The following is a 15299-nucleotide window of genomic DNA, read 5'->3' on the forward strand; positions in this document are numbered from 1 at the left end:
AGATTCAAGATGGACCACGTGTCACCGCTGAGCGCGCTGGACGATGCCAGCCTGCTGAAGACCCAGGCCCTGATCAATGGCGAATGGGTGTCCGGCAAGAGCACCTTCGCCGTCCATGACCCGGCCACCGGTGCCCATCTGGCCGATGTCGCCAATCTGGGCCAGGCCGAGACCGAGGCCGCCATCGCCGCCGCCAACAATGCCTGGGTGGTCTGGCGCGGCAAGACCGCCAAGGAACGCGCCGCCATCCTGATGCGCTGGCAGCAACTGCTGGTCAAGCATGCCGACGACCTGGCCCGCATCATGACGGCCGAGCAGGGCAAGCCGCTGGCCGAGGCCAAGGGCGAGGTGGTGTACGGCGCCAGCTTCATCGACTGGTTCGCCGAGGAGGGCAAGCGCGTCTATGGCGAGACCATCCCGACCACCGACAACAACAAGCGCTACCTGGTGCTGAAGCAATCGATGGGCGTCTGCGCCGCGATCACGCCCTGGAATTTCCCGATCGCGATGATCACCCGCAAGGTTGCGCCGGCCCTGGCCGCCGGCTGCACCGTCATCATCAAGCCGGCCGAGCAGACCCCGCTGTCGGCGCTGGCCGTGGCCGAACTGGCCCAGCGCGCCGGCATGCCCTCGGGCGTGCTGAACGTGCTGACGGCCGATGGCGAGGGCTCGATCGCGATCGGCAAGCTGCTGTGCGAAAGCGATGTGATACGCCACCTCTCCTTCACCGGCTCGACCGAGGTCGGCCGCATCCTGATGCGGCAATGCGCGCCGACGATCAAGAAGCTGTCGCTGGAGCTGGGCGGCAACGCGCCCTTTATCGTCTTCGACGATGCCGATATCGACAGCGCCGTCGAAGGCGCGATGGCCAGCAAGTACCGCAACGCCGGCCAGACCTGCGTCTGCGCGAACCGGCTCTATGTGCAGGAGTCGGTCTACGAACAGTTCGTCGAGAAGCTGGCCGCCAAGGTAGCCGGTATCAAGGTGGGCAACGGCTTCGAGCCCGGCGTCAGCCAGGGCCCGCTGATCGACGACCTGGCTGTGGCCAAGGTCGAGACCCATGTGGCTGATGCGCTGGCGCTGGGCGCTCGCCTGGTGGCCGGCGGCAGGAAGCGGCCCGATCTGGGCGAGCGCTTCTTCGAGCCGACCCTGCTGGCCGATGCCAGCGCGCAGATGCTGTGCTCGCGCGAGGAGACCTTCGGCCCGGTGGCGCCGGTCTTCAAGTTCAAGACCGAGGCCGAGGTCGTGGCCTTGGCCAACAACACCGAGTTCGGCCTGGCCAGCTATTTCTACAGCCGCGATATCGGCCGCATCTTCCGGGTCGGCGAGGCCTTGGAGTACGGCATGGTGGGTGTCAACACCGGCCTGATCTCGGTGGCCGAGGTGCCGTTCGGCGGCGTCAAGCAAAGCGGCCTGGGCCGCGAGGGCTCGCGCCACGGCATCGAGGACTATGTCGAGATGAAGTACCTCTGCCTGGGCGACATCCTGAAGTGATCAGGGACTCGGCGGTTCGTCATTGGCCGCCTTCTTGTGCACGCGCGGCGGTGCCGGCGCGCCGGCATGGGCGGCGGCGTTGGTGGCTTGGCGCAAGAGCGTCTCCGCGTCCTGGGCGCCGCCCGGGTAGAGGCTCAGCCCCACGCGTGCGCCGACGCTCAGCGACTGCCCGGCCAGATGCAGCGGCTTTTGCAGCGCCGCCGCCAGCTTCAGCGCGACGCGTTCGGCATCCTCGGGCTGCTCGGTCGAGGCCAGCAGCACGCCATAGCTGTCGCTGCCCAGGCTGACCACCACATCGCTGGCCCGCACACCGGCGCGCAGCCGCACCGCCAGGCGCCGGCGCAGCACATTGACGCTCTCGCGGCCCAGGCGCTCGCGTACCTTGCTCAGGCCGGAGATGCGCAGCACCAGCAGGGCCATCGGCGAGGGTTCGCGCTGGCGCAGCGCCAGCAGATGGTGGATATGGTCCAGCAGCTGGGCGCGGGTCGGCAGGCCGGTGTCCAGATCGGTGGCATAGGCCTTGCGCGCGCTGCGGTCCAGGCGGTGGCGCTCGATGGCCCAGCGCAGGCTGCGCGCCAGCCCATGCTGCCCCCATTGGGTCTGCAGCACGACATCCTGCACGCCGCGCTGCAGCAGCTCCAGCGCGACCGGCGCCGGGCAGGCGGGGCTCAGCACCAGCACCGCCGTCTCCTGCACCGCATGCGACAGCGCCGCCCAGGCCGTCAGGCCGGCCGCCCGCTCGCTGGGCAGGGCCGCCAGCAGCGCGTCGTGCGGATGCTCGCCCAGCAGCAGGGCCGCTTCCTCCAGGCTGGCGCAGCGCTGCAGCTTGAAGCGCCCCCACTCGGTCGCTCCCAACTCGGCCGCCAGAATGGCCGGACTGTATTCGTCGACCCATAAAACCTTGAAGGCTGTGCTCTGGCTCAAGACCTGGCTCCGCTGCTCTTTATGAATTCCCGCCGACCATTAGACGCGATGGCGCTCGCAGATGCTGCTGGGGATTCCACCGCCGGGATAGACTGGCTTGCAACGCAGGAACGAGATGGCGAGGTGGGGCATGCAGGAGCAAGAGGCGCCGTCACGCTGGCGCCGCAGGCCGCAAGGCGGCTGGTCGGCCCGAGCGCTGGCCATGGGGGTGTTGCTGACCGGGCTGCTGCTGACCCTGGCCGCCACGGCCTGGCTCCGCGCCGAGGAGCGCAGCCAGGCCGGCCGCGAGTTCGAGCTGCTGGGCGAGCGGGTCCAGCGCGAGCTGCAGCGCCGGCTCAATCTGCCCATCTACGGCCTGCATGGCGGGCGCGGCCTGTTTGCCGCCAGCCGCGATGTGCAACTCAATGAGTTTCGTGCCTATGTGGAGTCGCGCCGGATGGTGCGCGAGTTTCCGGGCGTGCGCGGTTTCGGCTTCATCGAGCCGGTCCAGGCCGCGGCGCTGCCGGCGCTGGCGGCCGAGCTGCAGGGCGAGGGTGCGTTCGATTTCGACGTCAAGCGCCTGGGGCCGGTGCAGCCGCACTACATCATCAAATACATCGAGCCCTTGCGCGACAACCGCAATGCCTGGGGCCTGGATCTGGGCAGCGAGGAGGTCCGGCGCGAGGCGATCGAGCGTGCCATCGTCAGCGGCGATTTCGCGCTGACCGGCCGCGTCACGCTGGTGCAGGACGAGCAGCAGACCCCGGGCTTTCTGCTGATGCTGCCGATCTACCGCAAGGGCACCGACCCGCAGACGCCGCAGCAGCGCCGCGACACCTTGCGCGGCCTGGTCTATGCGCCGCTGGTGGCGCGCGAGCTGTTCGCCGATCTGGCCGCGGCCGGCGACGGCCGCCTGGCGCTGCGCATCTATGAGGGCGCGGCGGCGCAGGCGGACCATCTGGTGTTCGGCAGCGGGGTGGCGGGCGAGCCGCGCTTCAGCGCGCTGCGCGCGCTGGAGTTCGGCGGCCGCCGCTTCTGGCTGCGCTTGGACAGCCTGCCCGGTCTGGAGCGTGGCCAGGCTCGCAACGAGCCGGTCTGGGTCGGTGCCGGCGGGCTGCTGCTCAGCGCGGCGCTGGCCGGGGTGGTCTATCTGCTGGCCTCGGGCCGCGCCCGGGCCCAGGCGCTGGCCGAGGCGATGACCGGCGATCTGGAACGGCTGGCCGTCGTCGCGCGGGGCACGACCAATAGCGTGCTGGCCACCGATGCGCAGCTGCGCATCAGCTGGGTCAACGAGGGCTTTGGCCGGGTCACCGGCTACAGCAGCGCCGAGGCGCTGGGCCGCACGCCCGGCGAACTGCTGGGCAGCGGCCTGGCCGATCCGGCCGTGCTGCAGACGCTGGCTCAGGCGGCGGCAGAGGGCCAGGGCTGCCGGGTCGAGATCCTGAACCGGCGCAAGGACGGCAGCCTCTACTGGGTCGACACCGAGGTGCAGCCGGTGCGCGACGAGCAGGGGCGGCTGAGCGGTTTCATCGAGATCGCGCTGGACATTACCGAGCGCAAGCAGGCTGCCCAGGCGCTGGCGCTGGAGCGCGAGCGCCTGGCCAATATCATCGCCGGCACCCATGCCGGCACCTGGGAGCTGGACCTGATCGACGGCGAGCTGCGCATCAACGAGCGCTGGGCCGGCATGCTGGGCCTCACGCGCGAGCAGCTGCAGCCGCTGGGCATGCAGACCTGGTCCGGCCTGGTTCATCCCGAGGACCTGCCCGGCGCCGAGCTGGCCCTGCATGCCCATCTGCAGGGCGACACACCCGACTACCAGGCCGAGTTCCGCATGCGCCACCGCGAGGGCCACTGGGTCTGGGTGCAGTCGCGCGGCCGGGTGATCGCGCGCGCCGCCGACGGCCGGCCGCACTGGATGGCCGGCATGCATATCGATGTCAGCGAGCGCCGCGCGCTGGAGGAATCGACCCAGCGCAGCCATGCCTTGCTGCGCAGCGTGCTGGACAGTCTGCCCTGCGGCCTGAGCGTGTTCGATGCCGAGTTTCGACTGGTGGCTCATAACGAGGCCTTCTTGCGCCTGCTGGATTTCCCGCCCGCGTTCGGCCAGCCTGGCGACACCCGCTTCGAGGACTTCATCCGCTACAACATCGAGCGCGGCGAGTACCAGGCCGAGGCTGATGAGGACCCGTCCGAGCAGCTGGAGCGCATCGTCGCGCGCGCCCGCCAGGGCGGGCCGCACCAGTTCGAACGCATCCGGCCGGACGGCACGACGCTGGAAATCCGCGGCGCGCCCATGCCCGACGGCGGCCTGGTGACCACCTATGTGGATGTCAGCGAGCGCAAGCGCCTGGAGGCCGAGCAGCGCCGCAGCGCCGAGCTGCTCCGCGTGGTGCTGGAGCACCTGCCCTGCGGGCTGACGGTGATCGACCCGCGCGGCCGGCTGTTGCTGCGCAACAGCATGTATGAGCAGCTCTACCAGTTCGGCCCCGGCTTCTTCGACGCCGGCACGGTGACGGTGGAGGACACGGTGCGCTCGCGCTGGCCGCATGGCGACTATGGTGATGTCTCGCTGGAGCAGGCGCTGGCCCAGACCTGGGCCCGCGTCGAGGCGGCGTTGCGCGAGCCGCATTACTGGGAGCGCTGGCGGCGCGATGGCCTGTGCCTGGAGATCCGCAGTGCGCCGGTGCCGGGCCTGGGTTTTGTGTCCACCTATGCCGATGTCAGCGAGCAGCGCCGCGCCGCGCAGGAGCAGGCGCGCACCGTGGCCCTGCTCAATGCGGTGCTGGATTCCAGCACCAAGGTGGGCCTGGTGGCCACCGGCGAGGACCGCGTGATCACGCTGTTCAACCGTGGCGCCGAGCAGATGCTGGGCTGGCCGGCCGAGGATGTGGTCGGGCGCTGCACGGCCGCCGACTTCAGCTCGGCATCGGATCTGATCGAGGCCAGCGAGCGCGTGTTCCGCCAGACCGGCGAGCGTATCGGCGGCTTCGAGGCCCTGGTCCACCCCACCGAGCTGAACCGCGAGATCGAGAGCTGCTATCTGCGCCGTGATGGCCAGCCTATGGAGGCCTTGCGCGTGGTCACCGAGTTGCGCGGCCGCGACGGCAGCCGCTACGGTTATCTGGGCGTGTTCATCGACATCACCGAGCGCAAGCGCCTGCAGGCGCGCCAGCAGGAGGCCCAGGCCGAGGCGCAGCGCGCCACCGAGGTGGCCGAGCAGGCCAGCCTGGCCAAGAGCCAGTTCCTGGCCAATATGAGCCATGAGATCCGCACGCCGATGAATGCGGTGCTGGGGATGCTCAGGTTGCTGCAGCGCACGCCGCTGGACGAGCGCCAGCGCGACTATCTGGGCAAGAGCGAGGGCGCGGCGCGCTCGCTCTTGCGCCTGCTCAACGACATCCTGGACTTCTCCAAGGTCGAGGCCGGCAAACTGGACCTGGACCCGTTTGCCTTCAGCCCCCGGGTGCTGGTCGATGAGCTGGCGGTGATACTGCGGGCCAATATCGGCGACAAGGCACTGGCCCTGGTCTTCGAGCTCGACCCGGCCCTGCCGCCATGGCTGTGGGGTGATGCGCTGCGGCTGCAGCAGGTGCTGATCAATCTGGGCGGCAACGCGGTCAAGTTCACCGAGCGCGGCGAGGTGCGGGTCGCGCTGCGCTGCCGCCAGCTGCTTCGGCAGGGGCAGGGGCAGCAGGTCGAGATCGAATTCGAGGTGCAGGACAGCGGCATCGGCATCGCCGCCGATCAGCAAAGCCATATCTTCAGCGGCTTCAGCCAGGCCGAGGCCTCGACGACGCGGCGCTTTGGCGGCAGCGGGCTGGGCCTGGCGATCAGCCAGCGCCTGGTGCGGCTGATGGGCGGCGAGCTGGGCCTGAACAGCGCGCCGGGACAGGGCAGTCGCTTCTTCTTCACCTTGAGCCTGCCGCTGGCTCAGGCGCCGGCCGCCGTGGACGCCTCGGACGCTCGGCCGGTGCAGCGCCGGCTTGACGGCATGCGGCTGCTGGTGGTCGAGGACAACCCTAACAACCAGCAGATCGCGCAGGAGCTGCTGCAGGACGAGGGCGCCAGTGTCACGCTGGCCGGCAACGGCCGGCTCGCGCTGGACCTGCTGGCGGTCGATCCCCACTGGGACGCAGTGCTGATGGATGTGCAGATGCCGGTCCTGGACGGGCTGAGCGCCACCCGGCTGATCCGCAGCGAGCTGGGCTTGAGCGAGTTGCCCATCATCGCGATGACGGCCAATGCCATGCCCGAGGACCGGCTGGCCTGTCTGGAGGCGGGCATGAATGCCCATGTCGGCAAGCCTTTTGATCTGGACGCGCTGGTTGCCCTGCTGCACGGCGGCACCGCCTGGCGCGCCGCGCCGGCCAGCACCGCGCCGGGCCTGGACCCGCAGGGCGCACTGCAGCGCATGATGGGCAAGACGGCCTTGTACCGGCGCATGCTGCGCTCCTTCAGCGGCCAGGCCGAGGCCCTGCCGGCGCAGCTGCGGGCCCATCTGGTGGATCAGCTGTGGGCCGAGGCGGCAGCTGCGTTGCATGGCTTCAAGGGTCTGGCCGCAACCCTGGGCGCGAACGCGCTGGCGTCACGTGCCGGCGCGCTGGAGCAGGGGCTCAAGAGCGGGGGGGGGCTGATGCCGGCGGCCGTCGCGGCGCTGGAGCAGCAGATCGCTACCGATCTGCAGGCCTTGTCGGACCTGGTCCAGGCACTGGACGAAGCGCCTGCCGTGTCTGCGGGTGCGGCGCCGGTCGATGCATCTCAGCGCCAGCAAGCGCTGGGCCTGCTGGCCCAGCTGCTCGGCCGCTCGGACATGGCGGCGCTCGATGCGCTGGAGCGTCTGCGCCGTGAGCACGGGGCCAGCCTGCCGCCGGAGCACTTCGAGGCGCTGGACGAGGCGATGGCGCAGCTGGACTTCGGCCGCGCTCTGCAATACTGCGAAGCCATGATGTCGGAGACCCATCCATGACCGAGCGAGACAGCCCGGACCCGCACGGCCTGCACCAGTTGCTCGGCCGGCGCCCGCGTCTGCTGCTGGTGGACGACCAACCCATCAATATCCAGGTGCTGCACCAGGTGTTTGCCGCCGATTGCCAGGTGCTGATGGCCACCAGCGGCGCCCAGGCCCTGCAGCTGTGCCGCGAGCAGCTGCCTGATCTGCTGCTGCTCGATGTGCAGATGCCTGAGATGGATGGCTACGAACTATGCCGCCGGCTCAAGGCGGACGAGCTGCTGCGCGATATGCCGGTGATCTTCGTGACCGCCCACCAAGAGGCCGAGGCCGAGACCCGCGGCCTGGAATGCGGGGCGGTGGACTTCATCACCAAGCCCTTCAATCCAGCCGTGGTGCGGGCGCGCGTGCGCACCCATCTGACGCTGAAGCTGCAGTCCGACCTGCTGCGCCAGCTGGCCTTTGTCGACGGGCTGACCGGGCTGCACAACCGGCGTTTCTTCGACGAGCGCCTGGAGGCCGAGTTTCAGCGCGCGCAGCGCAATGCCAGCAGCCTGGCCTTGCTGATGATCGATGTGGACTTCTTCAAGCGCTACAACGACCACTACGGCCATCTGGCCGGCGACGACGCCTTGCGCGGTGTCGCGGTGGCGCTGCGCGGCGCACTCAAGCGTCCCGGCGACCTGCTGTGCCGCTACGGCGGCGAGGAATTCGCGGTGCTGCTGCCCGAGACCGAGATGGAGGGGGCGCTGCGTGTGGCCGAGGCGCTGGAGGCGGCGGTGCGCGGGCTGCGCAGCCCGCATGCGGGCTCCGAGGTGGCCGAGGTCGTCACGATCAGCCTGGGTCTGGTCTGCGGAGTGCCGGGTGCGAGCCACAGCGTCGCCGCGATGCTGCAAGCGGCCGATCGCCAGCTCTACCAGGCCAAGGCCCAGGGCCGCGCACGGGTCAGCGCGGCTGCGCTTCAGGCCGCGATCACATAAGCATCACGGCCCTGTGATTTGGCGCGGTACATCGCGGCGTCGGCCCGCTCCACCAGCGCGGTGGCGCGATCGCCGGGCTCGGCCAACGCCAAGCCCAGGCTGCTGCGCACCGCCAGCTGCAGGCCGCCGTCCAGCTCGAACAGCGGGCGGATCGCGGCGAGGATCTTCTGCGCCAGCGGCTCCAGCTCATGGGCCTGCTGCACATCCTCCAGCAGCACGGTGAACTCATCGCCGGCCAGGCGGGCGACAAAATCGGTCTGCCTGACGCTGGCGCGCAGGCGTCGGCCGAACTCCTTGAGCACCGCATCCCCGACGGCATGGCCGTGCTGATCGTTGATCTTCTTGAAGCCGTCCAGATCCATGAAGCCCAGCGCCAGGCGGGTGCCATGGCGCTGCGCACGCAGCAGGCCCTGGTCTAGCTGCTCGTGGAAATGGCGCCGGTTCGGCAGGCCGGTCAGCGCATCGAAACGGGCCTCCGAGGCCAGCTGGATCTCCAGGTTCTTCATCACCGTCAGATCGCTGGCCAGCACGAAGAATCCCTGCACCGTGCCCTTGTCGCAGCAGTCGGGCACATAGCCGAACTGCAGAAAGCGCGGCTCGCCCGGCTTGGCGCTCCACAGCCCGAACTCGCGCCGCTGCCCGGCCAGCGCGGCCAGCACGTGCTCACGGTGGCTGGCGTACTCGGTGGCGCCCAGCAAGGACTCGAGCGGCCGGCCCAGCACCTGCTCGGCCGGGAGCTGGCCCCAGTCCAGCGCGACGCGGTTGCAGAACTGCAATCGCTGCTCACTGTCCACATAGGCGATCAGGGCCGGCACATTGTCGGTAATGCCGCGCAGCCGCGCCTCGCTGGCGCGCAGTGAGGCCTGCTGCTGCTCCAGCTGCGCGCGCTTGCGGCGCAGCTCGATCAGCACGCCGACCTGGCGGGCCAGCACGGTCAGCGCGCGCCGCTGCGAGTCGGTCAGCTCGCGCGGTTTCGTATCGATCACGCACAGCGCGCCCAGCGCATGGCCCTCGCCGGTGACCAGCGGCGCGCCGGCATAAAAACGCACCCCCAGCTCGCCGGTGACCAGCGGGTTGTTGACGAAGCGTGGGTCCAGCAGCGCGTTGGGCACCTGCATCAGCTCATCGGGTTTCAGGATGGCATGGGTGCAGAAGGACTGCTCGCGCGGTGTCTCGCTGGTGTCCAGCCCGCAGCGGGCCTTGAACCACTGCCGGTTCGCATCGATCAGGCTGATCGCTGCAATCGGCACCTCGCACCACTCCGCCGCCAGGCTCACCAGATCATCGAAGGCCGGATCCCGCGGGCTGTCCAGCAAGGCCAGCGCCTGCAAGTCCTTCAGCCGTTCGAGTTCTTGGGCGGGCAGGGGCAGGGACATGGAAGCGCTCCGCGCGGGTCGGGATGGGAGCGATATTAAGCGGGCTTGAGGAAGCCGCCGTGCTGGAATGCGTGCTTTCTCGCTGAGTGGATTTATTAAAGAATGCTTTAATAGACCGCTTGCTAACTCAAGCTAGCTTTCATACCAGCTCACGATGCGCAGCACAGGCACCTACGCGAGTTCCACCACACTGGGCGAAACCGTCCGGGCCTTTGTGCCGCATGCCCTGCCGCCCAGCGGTCCGGCCTTGGCGGCGGACTCGTGCGCGGCCTTGAATCATGCGGCCGAGCTGGCGCTGGCCCGGCTGTCGGGCGTATCGGGGCTGGTGCCCTCGGTCGACTGGCTGCTTTACAGCGCCATCCGCAAGGAAGCGCTGCTGACCTCCCAGATCGAGGGCACACAGGCCACGCTGACCGATCTGTTCGACGGTGAAGCAGGCTTTGCGGTCAGCAACACCGAAGATGTGGAAGAGGTCACCAACTACCTGCGGGCCTTCAAGCTCGTGCAGGAGAACCTGCGAGCGCGGCGAGGCCTGCCCATCAGCGTGCGCCTGCTGTGCGATGCCCATCGGCTGCTGCTGGACGGCGTGCGCGGCGCCGGCAAGCAGCCGGGAGAGTTGCGCCGATCCCAGAACTGGATCGGCGGCACACGGCCCGGCAATGCCGCCTTCGTGCCGCCACCGCCCGAGCAGGTGAGCGGCTTGCTCGGTGATCTGGAGCGCTTCATCCATGAGTCCGCGCCTACCTTGCCCCCCCTGGTGAGGATCGCTCTGGCCCACGCACAGTTCGAGACCATCCACCCATTTCTGGATGGCAATGGCCGTATTGGCCGTCTGCTGATCGCCGCCTTGCTGGAGCACTGGGCCCTGCTGCCCGAGCCGCTGATGTATGTCAGCGGCTACCTGAAACAGCACCAGGCCGAGTACTACCGCCGTTTGTCGGCTGTGCGCACGGACGGGGATTGGGAGGGCTGGGTGGCTTTCTTCCTGCAGGGGGTGGAGGCCGCTGCCACACAGGCCGAGCGTGGCATTGTGGCGATCGCCAGCCTCGTGGCCGCCGATCGACGCCGCCTGCTCGCATCGCCCAAGGCAGGCCCTGCCAGCTACCGCTTGTTCGAGATGCTGCCGATGATGCCGCGCTTCACCGTCGAGCACGTCCGTCGTCGCCTTGAAACCAGCTTCCCGACGGCCAACGCGGCGGTCCAGGTGCTACAGGGCTTGGGCATCGTGATCGAACTGACCGGCCAGAAGAAGAACCGCAGCTACAGCTATCAGCCCTACATCACGCTGCTGGCACTCTGACGGCGGCCATGCCCTGCATGGTCGGCAGCCTCAGTACTGACTTCGTTCAGGAAACAGTCACTTGCGCAGATGTGGAGCGGGTGATGGGAATCGAACCCACGCTATCTGCTTGGGAAGCAGAAGTTCTACCATTGAACTACACCCGCACTGGCGCGCATTCTAGCGTCTCAATGCATGGGCGGCTGGTTGCTCAGCACCGTCAGCATGACGCCGGTGGTTTGTGCCAGCACCGGTGCATCGGTGACGACCAGGGTTGTGCCTTCATGCAGCATCGGCTGGATCTGGGCCAGGAACTCGGCGGGCAGCTGGGCGGCGGCCAGGGTCTGCGCATCGATGACGCTGCCGGCCGCGTCGGCATGGCCGGGGACGGCCAGGCCGACCCAGCGCAGCGAGGGCTCCGCGGCGTCGCGCAGGGCCACATAGGCGTGGGTGCCGGCCACCTTGGGCAGCGCTGTCGTGGCGATGCGGGAGCGGGCGATCTCGACACCGGCGCGCAGCACCAGCAAGCGGGCATCGGCCAGACTGACGACCAGGGCCAAAGGCGCTTGCGGCTCGGAGGGGCCGGGCATGACGCGATAGGCGTCGCCGGCGGGCAGGCGCGGCTGCGCCAGCGGCTCGCCGGTCTTGGCGTCCAGCGTCGTCAACAAGGGCACCACAGGGCCGGACGGCGGTATGCCCGCGCCCTTGGCGACCACCACCGTCATGCCCATCGGGCTGGCCTCGAATAGCTGCTCGGCAAAGGCCGAGGGCAGGTGCACGCAGCCATGGGACGAGGGGTAGCCCGGCAGCCCGCCGGCATGCAGGGCGATGCCGCCCCAGGTCAGGCGCTGGGTGTAGGGCATGGGCGCGCTGTTGTAGATCGAGGAGCGGTGATGCCTGTCCTTCTGCAGGGTATGGAACACGCCGGTCGGCGTCTCGAAGCCTTTTCTGCCGCTGCTGATGGTGCTGTAGCCGATCAGCAGCGCGTTGCGATAGACATAGGCGAGCTGCGCCTGCAGATCGACGAAGACCAGCACCGGCCCGCTGGGCGCCAGCTGCGGGCTCCAGACCCATTGCCCGTGCGCGAGCTGGTCGGGCGCCAGATCGACGGCCTGGGTCTTGCGTTCGCCCCAGAACGGCACCTCCGCGCCGGCCGCCAGCGCCATGCCCAGCAGCAAGGCGGCGGCGGTGCTGCGCAGCCGGCACCGAGCCGTCGGACGCCTCGGTTCAAGTTTCGGATCGGGTTTCGGTTCAGCAATCATGCACATGCACGCCCTCGGTCGGATCGACCGCTGCGGTCCAGGGCCGGGCCGCGATGGCGGCTCGGGTATCGGCCAGGCCGGCCGCGCGGCGCGCCTCGATGCTGGCGCGGCTGAAGTCCATGTCCTTGGTCTGGTCCTCGCCGGCCAGGCGTGGCGCCAGCAGGCGCAGCACATGCATCTGCGTACCACAGCCCCAGGCCGTCAGCTCGCGCACGGCGGGGCTGCGGCGCTGCTCGGCCGGCAGCTGGCGGCCCAGCTCGCGGATGATGTGGCGCAGGTGGTGGATCTGCTGCTGGCGGGCCAGCGCCGCGTCGATGCGGCTGGCGTACTGGATGTCTTTCTGGCGGTTGCCGACCTCCCAGATGCTCTCGGGCTCGGGACCTTCGGGATTCCAGAGGTGGATGGAGAAGATCGTCGAATCGCGCCGCGGGTTGTCGTCGAGCACGCATTCCAGCGGCGTGTTGGAGTAGATGCCGCCATCCCAGAAGGGCTCATCGTCATCGATGCGCACCGCCGGGAAGGCCGGCGGCAGCGCGCCGGAGGCCATGATGTGGCGGGCATCCAGCGCCTGGTTGCGGCTGTCGAAATAATGCATCTGGCCGCTGCGGGCGCTGACGCAGCCCACCGTCAGCCGGGTCGGCGCGGCTTGCTGCAGGCGCTCGAAGTCCAGCAGCCGGGCCAGGGTCTGCTGCAGCGGCGAGGTGCTGTAGTAGGCGGCGCGCTCCAGCCCGAGCCGGGTCTGCGGGCCGTAAAGGCTGCCGGGGCCGGGCTCGAAGAAGCCCGGGATGCCCCGGCTTACGGTCGCCAGATTGTTCCAGGCCGGCCCCCAGGGCGCCGGCTGGCCGACCAGGTCCCAGAACTCGCACAGACGCTGCAGCCGCAGCTCGGGCGCATTGCCGGCGATCAGCGCGCCGTTGATCGCGCCTATCGAGGTGCCCACCACCCAGTCGGGCTCCAGCCCGGCCTCATGCAAGGCCTCGTAGACGCCCAGCTGATAGGCGCCCAGCGCACCGCCGCCTTGCAGGACCAGCACCAACTGACCAGGAGGGCGGGGGATGCTTGCTGCGCTTGCCGGTTTGCTCATGGGGTGAGGATAGCCGCCGAGATCGCCTTGTCTTGTGCCAAGGTCGCCAGGGTCATTTGCGCAACCATGCGAACGTACCGCCTACCGCAAGTAAGGCGGCCAAGCCCAGCCATGCGATGCCGGGACCTGTCGAACCAAACGTTGCATAGGCCCACGCGTATACCCAGCTCCACTTGCCGGTGAAGGGCGGGCTGTTGGGACTGTCAAGACTGGACAAGCCCATGGCCAAAGCAACCGCACTCATGCCCCACAAGAAGTAAGCACGCTCCTTCAGGGTAGTAGGCTTGCGCCAATGGTCATGATCGGGCTGGCCGCGCCAAAGCTTCATAGCAATTCAACTGAGAGATTGGAGTTGAATTGTGCGGCATGACCTCGGGGCTGGCCTTGATGTGTCGCTTCCATTGCCATCACCGTCATGCGCTGAGCCGCCGCTTCCGCGCAGCTACTCAGCCAACTTCTCCGCCAACGCAACAAGTCCTCGATCACTGCCCGGCGGGCCGAGCAGCGACAGCCCCAGCGGCGCACCGTCGCGCTTGAGCAGGGGCAGGCTCAGCTGCGGCAAGCCGGACAGGCCGGCGATGCACAGCATCTGGATGCTGCGGTTGCGGTAGTCCTCCAGCGTGCTCTCGGCGGCGTTGCGCAGCGGTGCGATGTCCGGCATGGTCGGCATCAGCAGCACGCCGTCGCTGCCCAGCAGGGCGGCCATGTGGGCACGGAAGGCGTCGCGGAAGGCGCGGGCGCCGGCGACCTGGGCATCGCTCACTTGGCGAGACCAGGCAAAGCGCTCGGCCACGCCCGGGCCCAGCGGCGGCGCATAGCGCTCGATCAGCGGGCCATCCACCAGCCAGGCCTCGCGGCCCTGGATGTAGCGGAACTGCCAGTACATGGTCTCCAGGCTGTCCAGCACGACGGCCACCGGCGCGGCCTCGCCCAGCCGGGCCTGGACCTGGGCCGAGGCGCCGGCGGTGGCCTCGGCCACCTCGGTGGACAGCAGGCCCCAGAGCTCGTGCGGCCACAGCAGGCGCGTCGGTGTGGGGGCCATGTCTTGCCCCAGCAGCACATCGGCGACCCGGCTCATCACAGCGGCGTCGCGTGCGAAGAAGCCGCAGGTGTCGAGGCTGGGCGCCAGGTCCAGCGCGCCTTCGAGGCTGATACGGCCGTGGCTGGGGCGCAGGCCGTAGAGGCCGCAGTGGCTGGCCGGCGCGCGCACCGAGCCGCCGGTGTCGGTGCCCAGCGCGAAATCGCACAAGCCGTTCGAGACCGCCGAGGCCGAGCCGGAGGAGGAGCCGCCGCTGATGCGCTCGGGCGCCGCGCCGTTGATCGGTGCGCCGAAATGGGCGTTGTTGCCGTTCATCGAGAAGGCCAACTCGTCGGTGACGGTCTTGCCGACAAAGCGGGCGCCGGCGTCCAGCAGCTTCTGCACGGTGGGCGCGGTGCGGCTCTTGATGCCGGAGCGGGCCAGCACGATGGGGTTGCCGCCGCCGGTCGGGTAGCCGGCCACGTCGAACAGATCCTTGACCGCGAAGGTCAGGCCGGCCAGAGGGCCGGTGGCGGCGTGGGGAACGGGGGCGTCGGGGTAGGGAACGAAAGCGTGGGCCGGGTCGTGAACAGTCGTCATCAGGCGAGCGCGGTGGTGGCGGTTTCGATATGGTGGCAGCGGGCCAGATGGCCGACCGAGAACACCACCGGCTCGGGTTGCAGGCGCCGGCAGGTCTCGTTGGCACGAGCGCAGCGGTCGGCGAAGGCACAGCCGGGCGGCAGATTCGCCAAGTCTGGCGGGCTGCCGGCGATAGTGTCAAGTCTTGCGCGGTCATTGCCAACACGGGCCAGCGCACCATGCGCACGGCTCTTCAGCAGCGCCAGCGTGTAGGGATGGCGCGGCGCACGCATGATCTCGCGCACCGTGCCTTCCTCGACGATGCAGCCGGCATACATCACCGCGATGCGGTCCGCCACCTCGACCGCCGCGC

The 15299-nt window shown here is 69.2% G+C and carries 10 protein-coding genes and 1 tRNA gene; 4 read left to right on the forward strand and 7 right to left on the reverse strand.

Translation table 11 applies throughout. The features are described 5' to 3' along the window. The first annotated feature begins 9 nt into the window (after positions 1-9). Positions 10-1494 carry an NAD-dependent succinate-semialdehyde dehydrogenase gene (locus O5M90_RS25580; protein WP_269841050.1) on the forward strand — a complete coding sequence of 495 codons (1485 nt, stop codon included), beginning with the start codon at positions 10-12 and terminating at the stop codon, positions 1492-1494. Here the strand turns inward: O5M90_RS25580 and O5M90_RS25585 are convergent, their stop codons facing one another. Continuing rightward, positions 1495-2418, reverse strand: coding sequence for a diguanylate cyclase domain-containing protein (locus O5M90_RS25585; protein WP_269841049.1), 924 nt, complete (start codon positions 2416-2418; stop codon positions 1495-1497). A gap of 130 nt (positions 2419-2548) precedes the next feature. Between O5M90_RS25585 and O5M90_RS25590 the strand changes: the two genes are divergently transcribed. Both O5M90_RS25590 and O5M90_RS25595 read left to right on the forward strand, forming a co-directional pair. Continuing rightward, positions 2549-7366 (forward strand): PAS-domain containing protein, encoded by a 4818-nt coding sequence (locus O5M90_RS25590; RefSeq protein WP_440402438.1) that lies wholly within the window; start codon positions 2549-2551, stop codon positions 7364-7366. After that, positions 7363-8328 carry a diguanylate cyclase gene (locus O5M90_RS25595; RefSeq protein WP_269841047.1) on the forward strand — a complete coding sequence of 322 codons (966 nt, stop codon included), beginning with the start codon at positions 7363-7365 and terminating at the stop codon, positions 8326-8328. Before O5M90_RS25590 ends, O5M90_RS25595 begins: the two co-directional genes overlap by 4 nt. On the opposite strand, the gene O5M90_RS25600 is transcribed toward O5M90_RS25595, so the two are convergent. Further along, entirely contained in the window at positions 8310-9704 is a 1395-nt protein-coding gene (locus O5M90_RS25600) for a diguanylate cyclase domain-containing protein (protein WP_269841046.1), read from the reverse strand. The genes O5M90_RS25595 and O5M90_RS25600 overlap by 19 nt on opposite strands. A gap of 154 nt (positions 9705-9858) precedes the next feature. Between O5M90_RS25600 and O5M90_RS25605 the strand changes: the two genes are divergently transcribed. Then, complete coding sequence (locus tag O5M90_RS25605; RefSeq protein WP_440402439.1) at positions 9859-11004, forward strand: Fic family protein; 1146 nt, start codon at positions 9859-9861, stop codon at positions 11002-11004. A gap of 72 nt (positions 11005-11076) precedes the next feature. Here O5M90_RS25605 and O5M90_RS25610 read toward each other — a convergent pair. The 5 genes from O5M90_RS25610 to O5M90_RS25630 all read right to left on the reverse strand — a co-directional run bounded on the left by O5M90_RS25610 (position 11077) and on the right by O5M90_RS25630 (position 15264). Beyond that, positions 11077-11150: transfer RNA gene (locus tag O5M90_RS25610), tRNA-Gly, on the reverse strand. A 21-nt stretch (positions 11151-11171) separates the two neighbouring features. After that, positions 11172-12245 (reverse strand): L,D-transpeptidase family protein, encoded by a 1074-nt coding sequence (locus tag O5M90_RS25615; RefSeq protein ID WP_269841043.1) that lies wholly within the window; start codon positions 12243-12245, stop codon positions 11172-11174. Next, on the reverse strand, positions 12235-13329 hold the full coding sequence (locus O5M90_RS25620; protein ID WP_269841042.1) for a patatin-like phospholipase family protein: 1095 nt from the start codon (positions 13327-13329) through the stop codon (positions 12235-12237). Before O5M90_RS25620 ends, O5M90_RS25615 begins: the two co-directional genes overlap by 11 nt. Positions 13330-13771: 442 nt before the next feature. Continuing rightward, a complete protein-coding gene (locus tag O5M90_RS25625; RefSeq protein WP_269841041.1) occupies positions 13772-14947 on the reverse strand; it encodes an amidase in 1176 nt (391 codons plus the stop codon). After that, positions 14947-15264, reverse strand: coding sequence for an oligopeptide/dipeptide ABC transporter ATP-binding protein (locus tag O5M90_RS25630; RefSeq protein ID WP_440402528.1), 318 nt, complete (start codon positions 15262-15264; stop codon positions 14947-14949). The genes O5M90_RS25625 and O5M90_RS25630 overlap by 1 nt, the downstream gene beginning before the upstream one ends. Positions 15265-15299: the final 35 nt, after the last annotated feature.

Source organism: Paucibacter sp. M5-1 (assembly GCF_027498415.2).
Classification (GTDB): Bacteria; Pseudomonadota; Gammaproteobacteria; order Burkholderiales; family Burkholderiaceae_C; genus Roseateles_E.

Excerpts from the sequence above, each read along its gene's own strand:
- O5M90_RS25580 (WP_269841050.1), top strand. The coding sequence starts at position 10 with ATGGACCACGTGTCACCGCTGAGCGCGCTGGACGATGCCAGCCTGCTG.
- O5M90_RS25590 (WP_440402438.1), top strand. The coding sequence starts at position 2,549 with ATGCAGGAGCAAGAGGCGCCGTCACGCTGGCGCCGCAGGCCGCAAGGC.
- O5M90_RS25595 (WP_269841047.1), top strand. The coding sequence starts at position 7,363 with ATGACCGAGCGAGACAGCCCGGACCCGCACGGCCTGCACCAGTTGCTC.
- O5M90_RS25600 (WP_269841046.1), bottom strand. The coding sequence starts at position 9,704 with ATGTCCCTGCCCCTGCCCGCCCAAGAACTCGAACGGCTGAAGGACTTG.
- O5M90_RS25605 (WP_440402439.1), top strand. The coding sequence starts at position 9,859 with ATGCGCAGCACAGGCACCTACGCGAGTTCCACCACACTGGGCGAAACC.
- O5M90_RS25615 (WP_269841043.1), bottom strand. The coding sequence starts at position 12,245 with ATGATTGCTGAACCGAAACCCGATCCGAAACTTGAACCGAGGCGTCCG.
- O5M90_RS25620 (WP_269841042.1), bottom strand. The coding sequence starts at position 13,329 with ATGAGCAAACCGGCAAGCGCAGCAAGCATCCCCCGCCCTCCTGGTCAG.
- O5M90_RS25625 (WP_269841041.1), bottom strand. The coding sequence starts at position 14,947 with ATGACGACTGTTCACGACCCGGCCCACGCTTTCGTTCCCTACCCCGAC.
- O5M90_RS25630 (WP_440402528.1), bottom strand. The coding sequence starts at position 15,264 with ATGTATGCCGGCTGCATCGTCGAGGAAGGCACGGTGCGCGAGATCATG.